The organism is Hymenobacter negativus, from assembly GCF_017571495.1.
Lineage (GTDB): Bacteria > Bacteroidota > Bacteroidia > Cytophagales > Hymenobacteraceae > Hymenobacter > Hymenobacter negativus.
Genome location: NZ_JAGETZ010000003.1, coordinates 419,667 through 432,689 on the forward strand (window position 1 = coordinate 419,667; position 13,023 = coordinate 432,689).

A 13,023-nucleotide genomic window follows, 5' to 3' on the forward strand; every position below is an offset into this window, starting at 1 on the left:
TTGGAAGCAAAGTAGGAAGGCAGCATGACGTGCTACACCACCAAATACGAAATCAGCGGATTGAGCGGGCTGCGGCGCAGGGCGTAATTCGCCACGCCGAAAACCTCGTCGAACGCCAGAGTTTCGCCCGGAAACTCGGGGCAGTTCAACTCGTCGAAGGCCACGATGGCGCCTTTGGTCAGGCGGGGTCGGATGGCTTCGAGGCAAGCCTTGGTGGGGGCGTAGATGTCGAAATCGAAGTAGGCGAAGGCGATGACGGTTTCGGGGTGGTCGCGCAGGTAGCGGGGCACAGTTTCGGAAGCGTCGCCGGCCACGAGCTCAAACTTGCGCTTGTGCGGGATGGGGCTGTCAGCTTCGTGCAGGGCCAGGATTTCGGTGAGGTAAGCCTGGTATTCGGGCGTCACGGCGTAGTCGCCGGCTTTCACCCGGTCGCCGTCCTTCGCATCCACGGACGGGAAGCCACCGAAGGTGTCGAAACCAATGATTTTGCGGTTGTAGTTGAACGGCTCGTAGATGCCGCGTAGGGCGTGCATCAGCGCCAGGTTCTGGCCCCAGCGCACGCCAAATTCCATGGCCACGCCGTGCACCGGAATGATTTGCTGGTACAGTTCCGTGAAGAACAGCAGGCGCGAAAACGTCTGCCGGTTCAGGTACAGGCCCAGGTTGTTGAGCAGCTCGGTGTTTGGAATCGGCGACTCGCGTAGCGTCTGGGCGAAGCCTTCGCGGCGGGCCTGCTCGGGCGCCGAAGCCCCGCTGAGCACGGAAATAGGGGAGGACATAATTAGTGATTAATGATTAGTGGTTAGTGATTATGAAGTTCATCAGGCAGCAATTGAACGGCATTAACCGTTAACCGCTAATCATTAATCACTAACTAACCGGGCTGCAAAAATGCAACAATACTACGGCCCAGCCCAACGCCGGCCAAGGCTTCGTAGTAGGCGGCCACGGCGGGGAGCGGGGCCGTGCGCAGGAGAAAGTTGTCCTGAGCTAAGCGGGTTTGGTGAGCGCCTTTGCCAGCTGCGCGGTCCATTACGTAGTTAGTAGCGGGGTTCAGCAGGTTGAGGTCAATGGGTTGGTCACCAATTACTCTTGCTACATGCCAGCCGGTGGATTCGGCCAGGTTGCGTAAGCCGGTTGGGTTGAAATAGGAGAGGTGGTCGGGTAGTACCACCCAGAACGGCCGGTCGATTTGGCCACTATCCAGCAAGTGCTGTTGCAGGGCCGAAAAATCGTTCGGCACGTCCACTACCAATATGCCGTTGGGCTTTATCAGTTCACGGCAGAGGCGCAGGAGCCCGGCAGGTTCGAGGACGTGTTCGAGGACATTGTCCAGCCAAAGGATATCGAACTGCTGCCCGGCGGCCACCAGCTTTTCTACCTCCTCGTAAAGGTCGCCGGTGCGCAGGTGCTCCCGCAGCTTCGGGTGAAATTTCTCCACGCTGAAGCTGCTGAAATCCAGTCCCAGCACGTCCCAGCCCTGCCGTTGGAAGTAGTCCAGCGCCCAGCCCTCGCCGCAGCCGATGTCGAGAAACGAGCCCTTTGCTGTTGCCCCTTCTGTTACCATTCTAGGCGCAGCTTCGGGGCTGCGTAGCTGCTCCAGCACCCAGTGCCGCAGCCGCAGCTTGCCTTCGATGTGCTCCAGTTCCTCCGCCGGGTATTCGGGCTGGTAGGTGGTCAGGTTTTCCTGATAGTAGCGCCGGGCGTAGTAGTCGCGCAGCTCCTCCGGCGTAGGCTTTTGCTTGATTTCGTAGAAGCCGAACTCGTTGAGGCGTAAGGTATCGGGCAGGTTCATGTGGTCTTTTGCTCGATGTGCGCGTTCAGGGCCATAATCTCGGGCCGGGCTTCGAGCAGGGCCAGCAGGTCGGTCGCGTTGAGCTGTTCGGCATGGTGCTCCTCAATTAGTCGGCGCAGTACTTCGTAGTCCTCGGCTGTATCCAGGGTGATGCGGAAGCGGCTGAAGTCGCCGCCGGGCCACACTTCGTCGCGGTAAATCACGCGGTCCGCCATGGCCGGATTAGCTTTTATATAGGGCGTGACGTGCTCCCGCTCGTAGGGCAGCGTGGCGTTGGCGTAGGCTTCGGCCAGCATTTCCATCGAGAAAATCTCAAAATCCAGCCCGCGTGGGAAGGTGCGGACGATGGAGTTGGAGCGGTATACCATCGGGTTGCCTTCTTCCAGGTAACGGGCCACGGCGGCCCCAATCAGCGGACCATCCACCAGTGGGCAGTCGGAAGTGACGCGCACCACTACGTCGAGGCCAAACTTCTGGGCCGTCTCGTAGTAGCGGGCCAGCACGTCGGCCTCGCTGCCGCGGTGGTAGGGCAGGCCGTGGCTTTCGGCGTAGGCAGCCAGCTCGTCATCGGCCGGCTCAGTGGTAGTGGCCAGGTAAATGGGCAGGCCGCTTTGCTGGGCGCGGGCTACGTGGTAATCCAGCAGCGGGTGTCCAACGGCGGGCAACAATACCTTGCTCGGCAGTCGGGTGCTACCCATCCGCACTTGGGAGATGATGCCGGCGCGCTGCATTATTCGGCTATTTTTTCGAGCAGATATACCACATCCTGGTTGCCGCGCTCGGCATCGTTGATGTAGGGATAGAGCTTCTGCTTCACCAGCCTGAGGTTGGGAAAGTTGTTCAGGAAGACTTGGGCGAAATCGGTTTTCCAGAGGAAGCCCTCGTTGCCGCGGTACTTGATGGGAGTCGTTTCGGGGGCGTAATACTCGTAGCCCATGATGTAACGGCGCGAGGTCCGGACCATCTCGCCCATGATGCGCGGCAAATCCTCCGGCGCAATGTGGATGAGCACGCCGTTGGTGCAGGTCACATCGAAGTAGTTGTCTTTGAACGGTAGGTCGAAGCCGCTGCCTTGTAGGATGTTCACGCCGCGTACGAAATCGCGGGCTTTCTCCACGGCGTACTGCTGCAGCTCAACGCCATACAGGTTGGTGAAGCCGGCCGCCTGCAGGCCCACCAGCTGCATGCCAGTGTTGCAGCCCACTTCCAGAATCCGGGCCTCGCGGGGCAGCTCGCCGAGGAATTCGGCGTTCATCTCCAGCTTGGTGTGGCCGTATAGGTCGCGATAAAACGCATTCCACTCGTCGAGCGGGCGTGAGTTGCGGTCAGTGTATTCGCGGCCAAAATCGCCGGACCAGAAATCTTCTTGTTGGGTGTGCAAAGCTGGAGGATTGTTGAATGTTTAGGAGTGAGGGTTAAGTTTTAAGGGTTGAGGGTGAATACTTAGGGCACGTTATTCAGCTGGAAAAACAGTCAATTCGACCCTCAACCCTTAAAACTCAACCCTCAAAAATTCTTTAACGCACGCCACTACGTAGTCCTGTTCCTCGTCGGTCAGCGTCGGGAACATGGGGATGCTCAGGCAATGAGCGTAGTAGGTTTCGGCCAAAGGGAAGTCGCCCTCGCGCCAGCCCAGGCTTTCATAATAAGGCATGCGGTGCACCGGAATGTAGTGGACCTGCGCAAAAATCTGCTTGGTTTTTAGGAAGTCGTACAGCTCGCGCCGTTGTGCTACCTGAATGACGTAGAGGTGGTAGGCGTGGCCGGGCGCGCCGGGGGCCAGCACCGTCACGCCCGGCACCTGAGCGAAGGCGGCATCGTAGCGGGCGGCCAGCTGGCGGCGGCGGGCGAGGCCTTCGTCGGCGCGGGTGAGCTGGCTGAGGCCGAGGGCACAGTTAAAATCGGGCAGTCGGTAGTTGTAGCCCAACTCTTGCATTTCCATGTACCACCCGCCGTCGGGCTCGCGCTGCAAGTCGGCCGGGTCGCGGGTGATGCCGTGGGTGCGCAGGCGCAGCAGATGGTGAAATAGCTGTTCGGAGTTGGTGGTAATCATGCCGCCTTCGCCGGTGGCAATGTGCTTCACGGGGTGGAAGCTGAAGATGGCGAGGTCGGCAAAGTTGCCATTGCCGCAGCGCTGCTCTTGGCCCTGCGAGTCGGTAAAAAAGCCGCCGGGGGCGTGGCAGGCGTCTTCAATTATCCAGAGGTCAAACTCGTCGGCCAGCTGCCGGGCATGCTCCAGGTTCACGGCCAGCCCGGCGAAATCCACTGGAATCAGGCCCGTGAAATAGCCCTTCGGATGCGCTTCCAGCAAGGCCCGCACTTTCTGTAAATCAATCAAGCCCGTGGCTGGGTCGATGTCGGCAAAGTGAACCTCGCCGCCGCAGTAGCGCACGCAGTTGGCCGAGGCCGAAAAGGTGAGCGGCGTGGTGATGACACGCTGGCCGGGTTGCACGTTGAGGGCCAGGGCGCAGAGGTGCAGAGCAGCCGTGCCGTTGCTCACAGCCACAGCGTATTTGGACCCGATATAGGCGGCGAACTGCTTTTCAAACTCCGCCACCGTCGGGCCCTGGGTCAGGTAATCGGCGTGTAGCGCGGCCGTGACGGCTGCCACGTCGGTTTCGGTGATGTTTTGGCGGCCGTAAGGAATTGGGCGGGTTGGTTCAAAGCTCATGCAACCCAAAGATAGTGGGCAGGGTCAAAGTAGCGAGTTTAAAAGGGCAGGCGTTACTTCGCACCATCTACCGTAAAAATCATGAAAAACTATTGCCTACGCCTACTTTGGGGCTTGTTGATTGGGTGCTTGCCCCTTTTGGCCAGCGCGCAGGGCGAATACTCGAATTGGTATTTCGGCCGGCGAGCCGACCTGCATTTCGCGCCCGCCGGTGGGGCCCCACGCCCCCTATTAGGTAGCGCCATGACGGCTACCAGCGGCTGCGCCACGCTCAGCGACGCGGCAGGCAACTTATTGCTGTACAGCAACGGCGAGCAGGTGTGGAACCGCCAGCACCAGCTAATGCCGGGCGGGCAGAGCTTGGGCGGCAATACCCTGGTTGCCCAAGGTTGTGCCGTAGTGCGGGTTCAGGGCACGGCTACTCCCACTGCATATTTATTTACGCAGCGCTACACGTCGGCATTGAGCGCTTTTGTAACGGGTACGCCCATTGCGGCCGAAATCCAGTTGAATGGTGCGGGAGGACTGGGGCAGGTAACGCAAACGGGCCTACCTGTGGTGGCCGATACCATTCTGCAGCGCTTGGGCGAGCGTCAGTTTGCGCCGTATCAGGCGCTGGTACGCCATGCCAATGGCCGCGAGTGCTGGCTGCTTACGCGGCTGCACCAGCAGGGCATTTTTCTGGCTACGCTGCTCGATGGCTCCGGCCAATGGCCGTGCCGGCGCACGGTGGTGAGCCGCGTGCTACCCACCCGGATTTCGTCCTCCACAACATTTCCCGGCGCGTTGGTAGCTTCGCCCGATGGCCGCACGCTGCTCTATAACGATGTTGCAACGAGCTTTCTAATGAGCTTCGACCCGGCTACGGGACAGGTCAGCACGCCCCTGCAACTCGTTTACCCAACGCCAACCATTCCGTCTAGTATTAACCCATATGCCCTCAGCGGCATTTTTTCCAGCGACGGCACGCGTTTGTATGTGAACCGCATCTACCAACCCAGTGGTAACTATGGCTCAGCGGTGCAGGTGATACAGTACGACCTGAGCGCGGGCAACTCGGCTGCCACGGCCACCACTGGCATTGAAATCTACAGTGTAGCTAGCAGTGGTAATAATGGCTTGCCCTGGTATGGCCAAAGAGGCCCCGATGGAATTATTTATTTTTCTGTGACTGAGTCTGCTTCCCTCGATGCCATCCTCTCGCCCAATGCCCGCGGGCGGGCTTGCCGCTACTCGCCCGGCTACCAGTCATTGGGAGGGAGAACCTCGCTGCAGTCGCTGCCAGTGCAGCCCAACGACGTGAACCTGGGTGCCCTGCTGGCGCCCGAGGGAGCCTTCGGCTGTGCTGGCCAGCGGCTCACGCTACGGGCCGGAGCCGGGGCGGGCGGCACTGCTACCGATTCCCTGCGCTGGCTGTTGGGTGATGGCCGCCGCGCGATTACTACCCTGGTCGCTACTGATAGCCTAAGCATTAGCTACCCCGCCCCCGGCACCTATACGCTGCGGCTCGACCGCCGCCGACAGGGCGTGGTAGTGGCCTCGGCTACAGCCTCGGTGCGCATCAGCGCTACGCCACAAGTGCGGCTGACGCTGGCACCGGATACGGTCGGCTGCACCCCGCTCAGCCTGCGCCTGTCGGTGGGACCGCAGCCAGCAGGGAGCGTGTTTAGCTGGCAGGACGGCAGCCGTGGGGCCACTTTGGTGGCTACCACCCCTGGCACCTACTGGGTCGACGTGCAAAACCCGGCCGGCTGCACCGTGCGGGCTACCGTGCAAGTGCGTGAGCGGCCCTGTGCTGCCCCCACAGTCACCATCCCCAACATTATTACGCCCAATGGCGACGACCAGAACCAGGCTTTCGTCCTCAGAGGCCTGGTTCCGGCCGACTGGAGCCTGCGCCTGTATAATCGTTGGGGAAGCGAAATCTATAAGCAGGCCAGCTACGACAACTCCTGGGCTGCTCAGGGCCAGCCCGATGGGGTGTATTACTACCTGCTCACGAATGCCACTACTAGCCAAAAACTCAAGGGCTGGGTAGAAGTGCGGCGCTAAGGCTTGTGCCTCAAAGTCGGAATAGGCTTCGGTAATCATGGCGTCGTGCTGCTTCTCACAAAGGTGGATGCCCACGATTTGCTGCGCGCTTCGGGCCGCTGCCGTAAGCCAAATTGGTGATTTTGTGGCTCGTAGTTCTCGAGCTGAAAATCTCGCCGCCCCAACCATGCCACAGTGCATACAGCACCAGACGTGCGTAAACCGGAAACCAGCCAACATCAGGTCCATGACATTGATGGGATGTGCTTCCAGCAAGGCGCGCACGTTCGCCAAGTCAGCCAAACCATGGCCGGGTTGGTGTTTGTAAGTAGAAACTCGCCACCCTAGCAGCGCAAGCAATTGGCTGAGACCAAAAAGGTGAGCAGGGGTTGTGATTGTGGCAACTGCAGGAGAATGGCTGAGTGGCTCAAAGCCATGCAACCCATAGCTAGAAGGCACGGTCGTAGCTGAGGACCAGCAGTTACTTTTGGAACGATGACAAGACTTTTGAGCAAGCCGTGGCAGCTCGTATTTTTCGGCTGGCTGTGGCTGGTGGCGGTGGTCCCCGTTCAGGCACAGCGTGAATATTTTAACTGGTATTTTGGCGACAGCGCAGCCATCTCGTTTGTGGCACCAAGTCCGCAGGCTTCGGTACTGTTTGATGGTCACTTAAAATTTCCGCAGGGCGTGGCCTCCATGTCCGATGGGTCCGGGCGATTTCAGTTTGCCTCCGATGGCTACCGGGTGTGGGACCACACCGGCCGGCCCATGCCGGGCAGCAACGTGTCGCAGACGCTGCACCGCTACCTCTACAACAGCCGGCAGGTGATGGCGGTGCCCGCACCGGGCAGCCCGTCGCGCTACTATGTGTTTGCCAGTCAGCGCGAGTTCTACGCCAACGAATTTCCAGTGAGCGGCAACACGCCGGTTTTCCTGCCCTATGTGGTGGTGGACATGAACACGCGCACCGGATTGGGTAGCATTGTGGCGCACGACAGCCTGCAAATACCCTTGGGCTTGGTGCAGCGCGTGTCGGTGCCCAGCGGCCTGGGGTGCAACTGGGCTGCCGTGCGCCATGCCAATGGCCGCGACCTGTGGCTGGTAGGCATCACGAGGGAAGGCCATTACCTCAGTTGGCTGCTGAATACTAGCGGTGTAGCGCCGGTGCCGGTAGTAAGTTCTTTCGCACGCTTGTCAAGCATCGATGGCATCCTCAAAGCCTCACCCGATGGCCGGATGCTGGCGCTGTTTCTAAACGCCACCGATGGGAGAAGCATGCGCCCCGAAGGCCGCCTGGAACTGGCCAACTTTGATGCGGCGACCGGGCAGGTAGGCAACGTGCAGCCGCTGCCCACCCGGTTCCGCGGCAATCGCTACCCGCCGAGCAGCAACGGCAGTACCACCACGACGCTGACTCGGCTGACCGGGCTGGAGTTTTCGCCCGATGGCTCGCGGCTCTACGCCGATTCGGCCGGTGCATACCCGCTGCAATACAACCTGTTGGCAGGTACACCGCAGGCCATTGATGCCAGCCGCACGCCCATTCGACCGGTGGGCGCCACGCCCGGCCCCATCAGCTACCCCACCGATATGAAGCTGGGACCCGACGGCCGCATTTACCTCACCTACGGCACCAATTCGGTGAGCTGCATAACCATTCCCAATGCCCTAGGCCAAGCTTGCGGGTTGCAAACAGGCGCCCTTGGTCTGCAAAGCCGCTCGGCCGGCACCGGCACCCTGCCCCTTTCCACCAACGACCTGAACCTGCCGCCTGTGGTAGTGGGCAGCGCCGGCAGCATTGCCGCTGGTAGTGGCTGCGCAGGTACTCCCATCCTGTTTTTGTCGTCCCTGAGCCCATTCGTAACGGCTACCTCGTATGCCTGGGATTTCGGCGACCCGGCTTCTGGGGCTCTCAACAGCGGCGCGGGCCAGGCTCCCGGTCATATTTACCAGCAAGGCGGCACGTACACCGTCACGGTGCGCGTCACGGCCCTCAGTGGCTTGCAGTACACCGCCACCCAAACCGTGCAGGTGCTGACCAGCCCGGTGGTTGTGCTTGGGCCAGCCGTGCGGGCAGTATGCCGGGGCCAAGCCGTAACGCTCGACCCCGGGGCCCAGCCTGCTGGGGTAACCGTTAGCTGGCAAGATGGCTCAACGCAACCCACCCTGGTAGTCCGCCAGCCCGGGTTGTACACCGTGCACGTCACCAATGCCGCTGGCTGCAGCAGCACCGCCAGTACCAGAGTTGAATGGCTGCCAACTTCTCCCGCATCCCTGGGTAATGACACAACCATCTGCCTGACAAATGCTTATGAGTTGCGTCCTCGTGGTGCGCAACTTCCGGGCACCACCTACCGCTGGCAGGATGGCTCCACGGCTGCCAGCCTGCTGGTGCAGCGCGCTGGCCGTTATGAGCTGGCAACGACTACCCCCGCCGGCTGCACCGAAAGTGCCTCGGTGACTATCATCAATGGTAATTGCCCCCAGGTATATCCGAATGTTATCGTGCCCAGTGTCATTACGCCCAACGGCGACGACCAGAACGAGTACTTCGTTATCAAAAACTTAAGTACCAACAATTGGCAGCTCGAAGTATACAACCGCTGGGGCCGGCAAGTCTACCAAAAAAAGGATTACGACAATACCTGGAATGCTTCCGGTCAACCCAATGGTGTGTATTTCTATCTCCTGCATAACGACGCTACCGGGCAGCAATACAAAGGCCAGGTGGAAGTAATTCGCTAGGCCAGTAGTAGATAGCTCTAAATGAGGAAAGGGCCCTTATGCAACGCGTAGCGAAGTATAAGGGCCCTTTTGGTTGTTGCTGCTGAACTAGCGCCTACACCTCAAAATCAGCATCGACATGCAGCCGGATTTCCTGCCGAATCTGCTCGGCATCCAGCCATTCCTGGTTGTTGGCTGAATCGTACTGAAAGCCCAGGGGTACGCGCTTGCCGTTGAATTCCTCGATGAACTTTTCCACGCTCCAGGTCGGCATTGAAGGCAAGATGACGTAGTAGCGGTCCAACTCCACGGTGCTCAGGGCGTCGGTTTCGGTAATCATGGCTTCGTGCAGCTTCTCACCGGGGCGGATGCCCACGATTTTCTGCTCGCAGTTTGGGCCGATGGCGCGGGCCACTTCAGTGATTTTGTAGCTCGGAATTTTAGGTACGAAAATCTCGCCGCCCCAGGCGTGCTCCAGCGCGTAGAGCACGAGGTCCACACCTTCTTCGAGCGAGATGTTGAAGCGTGTCATGTCGGGGTGCGTGATGGGGAGCACGCCGGTGTGGCGCTGCTGCAAAAAGAACGGCACCACCGAACCACGCGAGCCAATTACGTTGCCGTAGCGCACCACCGAAAACCGCAAATCACGCGAGCCCTTCATGTTATTGGCCGCCACAAACAGCTTGTCGGAGCACAGCTTGGTAGCACCGTAAAGATTGATGGGCGCGGCAGCCTTGTCGGTGCTCAGGGCTACCACGTCCTTTACGCCGCAGTCGAGGGCGGCGTTGATGACGTTTTCGGCGCCGAAAATATTGGTCTTGATGCACTCCATCGGGTTGTACTCGGCGGCGGGCACCTGCTTGAGGGCGGCGGCGTGAATCACAATGTCGATGCCCTCGCAGGCACGGTGCAGGCGCTGCTCATCGCGCACATCGCCAATGAAATAGCGGATGGCCGGGTACTTGGTCGGGCTGAATTCCTGGCTCATCTCATACTGCTTCAGCTCATCGCGCGAGAACACGACGAGGCGCTTTACGTGCGGAAACTGTTTGAAAACGGTGCGCACGAATTGCTTGCCGAAGGAGCCGGTGCCACCCGTAACAAGGATGGACTTGTGGTTGAGGTCGAGAGCCATGAAAATTGATAAGCCGAAATCAGGACTGCAAAAGTAGTTCAATTGGGGCATGCAGCGTCCCATCGGTCATCCTGAGCACAGCGAAGGACCTTGTTACCGCTGAATGGCTTGCCGTAAGTCACTCGGTACAAACGGGAGAAGGCCCTTCGTGCCTGCCTGATGCGCAGAACGCGCAGGATGACAAACGCTCCAAACACCACACAAACGCCCGCTGCTCCCGACCTTTGGCCTGCGGAGGCACTGCCGCGGCGCGAATGCTATTCAATTCTCTTCATTTCCTCGTCTTTTTTCCGATAGTCATCGGGCTTTACTACGGGCTGCCGCCGCGCTGGCGCAACCTGCTGCTGCTGCTGGCCAGCTACTATTTCTACATGAGCTGGCGGGCCGCCTACGCTATTCTGCTGCTGGCCACCACGCTGCTCGACTACTACAGCGGCTACCGCATGAGCCAGCTGCCCACCAAGCGGGCGCGGCGGCCCTGGCTCTACCTCAGCCTGGCCAGCAACCTGGGCACGCTGTTCATTTTCAAGTACTTCAACTTCTTTCGGGACGCGGCCCTGCAGCTGGCGGAGGCACTGCACCTGCCACACGCGGCCGTGCCAGCATTCGGGCTACTGCTGCCGGTAGGCGTATCGTTCTACACGTTTCAGTCGGTGGGTTACATCGTGGATGTTTACCAGGGCCGTCTGGAAGCGGAGCGGAATTTTGGGCGGTTTGCGCTATTCGTAGCCTTTTTTCCGCAGCTGGTAGCCGGGCCCATTGAACGGGGTGGGCACATGCTGCCGCAGTTTCGGCGGCGCCACAAGTTTGACTATGCACGCATCGTGAGCGGGTTACGGCTCATGGCCTGGGGCCTGTTCAAGAAAGTGGTGGTGGCCGACCGCCTGGCTCTGCTCGTCAATCCGGTGTTCAACAACCCGCGCCAGCACCCCGAAGGCCCGTTGCTGGTGCTGGCCACGCTGGCCTTCACCTTCCAGATTTACGGCGACTTCTCGGGCTACACCGACCTGGCCCGGGGCGCGGCCCGCGTGCTGGGGTTCGATTTCAACCTCAATTTCCGCCAGCCTTACCAATCGGCTTCGGTGCCGGAGTTCTGGCGGCGCTGGCACATTTCGCTGTCGAGCTGGTTTCGGGATTACCTCTACATTCCACTGGGTGGCAGTCGGGTAGCACCGTTGCGGGCCTATGGCAACCTGCTGGCTGTGTTCCTCATCAGCGGCCTCTGGCACGGCGCCAACTGGACCTTCCTGGTGTGGGGTGGCCTGCACGGCCTCTACCTCGTGCTCAGCACCTGGGCGCGGCCGGCGCGGGAGTGGCTGGCCCAGCGCACCGGCCTGGCCGCGCACCCGGGGCTGCGGCGCGGGCTGGGCGTGGGCATCACCTTTGTGCTGGTGGCTTATGCCTGGATATTTTTCCGGGCCAACAGCCTGAGCGACGCACTCTTCATCAGCCGCCACCTGTTCAGCGGCTGGCAGCTGAGCGGTCGGGCCGTGGGTACGCTATTGCTCGATTTCTCACAGCATTACCGGCCCGAGCTGGCCGTGGCAGCCTTCGGCGTGGGGCTGATGCTGCTGGTGGAGTATTTCGGTAGCCGGCGCAGCCCGCAGGCTTGGGTGATGGCCCAGCCGTTTGTGTTGCGTTGGGTAGGCTACCTGAGCCTGACGCTGCTGATTCTTTACCTGGGTATTTTCAACAGTACCTCCTTTATCTATTTCCAATTTTGAAAAGCCCCGTTCTCGCTGCTGTGTCCCGGCTGGTGTTGCGGCTGGCGCTGCTGGGCGGCGCGCTGCTGCTGGGCGCGGTGTTGCTGGGACCGGTGGTGCTAAAGGGGCGGGTCGATGCGTTTTACGGCCGGTTCACCAGCCCGCCGGCCGGCTCGCTGATTTTAGGGACTTCGCGGGCTGCGCAGGGCATTCAGCCAGCGGTGCTGGCCGCCGGGTTGGATAGCGCGTTTGACAAGCCACTGCTGAATTACGCCTTCACGCTCACGCATTCGCCCTACGGGCCGGCGTACCTGGCCAGCATCCAGCGCAAGCTGCGGCCGGAGGTGCGCAACGGCCTGTTCCTCCTCGCCGTGGACCCGTGGTCGCTCTCGCTCACCGGGCCGGAGGGCCGCTTCCCGGAGGACCAGTCCTTCATCGGCCAGCTCAAGCAGGTCAGCCAGAACCCCAATTTGCCCTACCTCACCCGTTACCAAACCAAGCCCCTCTACCGCCTGCTGCTCGACTATGCCACCGCTACCGAACGCCTGCATCCCGACGGCTGGCTGGAAGTCAACATCGGGACCGACAGCGCCCAGGTGCGCGCCCGCACTGCCCGCAAGCTGCAGGACTACCGCCTCCTGGCTGCCAGCCAGCACCTTTCGGCTGGCCGCTTACTGGCCCTGCGCCAGACCATTCAATTCCTGAAGCCGCACGGCCGGGTTGTGCTGGTGCGCCTGCCCGTCGGCGCATCGTTGCTTCAACTGGAAAACGTCTATCAGCCCGGTTTCGCCCAGCAGATGCGGCAGCTGGCGACTGATTTTGCCGTGCCATTTCTCGACTACAGCACCCAGCCCTATGCCACCACCGATGGCAACCACCTGCAACGTGCGGCCAGCGTCGACTTTACGCAACAGCTAACGAAAGATTTGAAGAAAGAGCTTCAGGAAAAACGATAATATTCGGG

Annotated in this window: 10 protein-coding genes; 4 read left to right on the forward strand and 6 right to left on the reverse strand. The window is 60.5% G+C overall.

Annotated elements, in window-relative coordinates; all coding sequences use genetic code 11:
- Positions 1-32 precede the first annotated feature (32 nt).
- The 5 genes from J4E00_RS08590 to pseC form a co-directional block, all read right to left on the reverse strand.
- Positions 33-779 (reverse strand): class I SAM-dependent methyltransferase, encoded by a 747-nt coding sequence (locus J4E00_RS08590; RefSeq protein ID WP_208174728.1) that lies wholly within the window; start codon positions 777-779, stop codon positions 33-35.
- A gap of 95 nt (positions 780-874) precedes the next feature.
- On the reverse strand, positions 875-1,795 hold the full coding sequence (locus tag J4E00_RS08595; RefSeq protein ID WP_208174729.1) for a class I SAM-dependent methyltransferase: 921 nt from the start codon (positions 1,793-1,795) through the stop codon (positions 875-877).
- Entirely contained in the window at positions 1,792-2,526 is a 735-nt protein-coding gene (locus J4E00_RS08600; protein WP_208174730.1) for a cytidylyltransferase domain-containing protein, read from the reverse strand. Before J4E00_RS08600 ends, J4E00_RS08595 begins: the two co-directional genes overlap by 4 nt.
- On the reverse strand, positions 2,526-3,176 hold the full coding sequence (locus tag J4E00_RS08605; protein WP_208174731.1) for a pseudaminic acid biosynthesis-associated methylase: 651 nt from the start codon (positions 3,174-3,176) through the stop codon (positions 2,526-2,528). The genes J4E00_RS08600 and J4E00_RS08605 overlap by 1 nt, the downstream gene beginning before the upstream one ends.
- Positions 3,177-3,287: 111 nt before the next feature.
- On the reverse strand, positions 3,288-4,466 hold the full coding sequence (pseC, locus tag J4E00_RS08610; RefSeq protein ID WP_208174732.1) for a UDP-4-amino-4,6-dideoxy-N-acetyl-beta-L-altrosamine transaminase: 1,179 nt from the start codon (positions 4,464-4,466) through the stop codon (positions 3,288-3,290).
- Between the two features lie 81 nt (positions 4,467-4,547).
- On the opposite strand from pseC, the gene J4E00_RS08615 reads away from it, so the two are divergent.
- Complete coding sequence (locus tag J4E00_RS08615; RefSeq protein WP_208174733.1) at positions 4,548-6,518, forward strand: gliding motility-associated C-terminal domain-containing protein; 1,971 nt, start codon at positions 4,548-4,550, stop codon at positions 6,516-6,518.
- Positions 6,519-6,992: 474 nt separating this feature from the next.
- Entirely contained in the window at positions 6,993-9,242 is a 2,250-nt protein-coding gene (locus J4E00_RS08620) for a gliding motility-associated C-terminal domain-containing protein (protein WP_208174734.1), read from the forward strand.
- Between the two features lie 94 nt (positions 9,243-9,336).
- Here J4E00_RS08620 and pseB read toward each other — a convergent pair whose 3' ends face one another.
- Positions 9,337-10,356 carry a UDP-N-acetylglucosamine 4,6-dehydratase (inverting) gene (gene pseB, locus J4E00_RS08625; RefSeq protein ID WP_208174735.1) on the reverse strand — a complete coding sequence of 340 codons (1,020 nt, stop codon included), beginning with the start codon at positions 10,354-10,356 and terminating at the stop codon, positions 9,337-9,339.
- Between the two features lie 254 nt (positions 10,357-10,610).
- On the opposite strand from pseB, the gene J4E00_RS08630 reads away from it, so the two are divergent.
- Positions 10,611-12,080: an MBOAT family O-acyltransferase gene (locus J4E00_RS08630; protein WP_208174736.1), complete on the forward strand. Its 1,470-nt coding sequence runs from the start codon at positions 10,611-10,613 to the stop codon at positions 12,078-12,080.
- The gene (locus J4E00_RS08635; RefSeq protein WP_208174737.1) at positions 12,077-13,015 is read left to right on the forward strand and encodes a hypothetical protein; all 939 of its coding nucleotides are present in this window, start codon (positions 12,077-12,079) and stop codon (positions 13,013-13,015) included. The genes J4E00_RS08630 and J4E00_RS08635 overlap by 4 nt, the downstream gene beginning before the upstream one ends.
- Positions 13,016-13,023 lie beyond the last annotated feature (8 nt).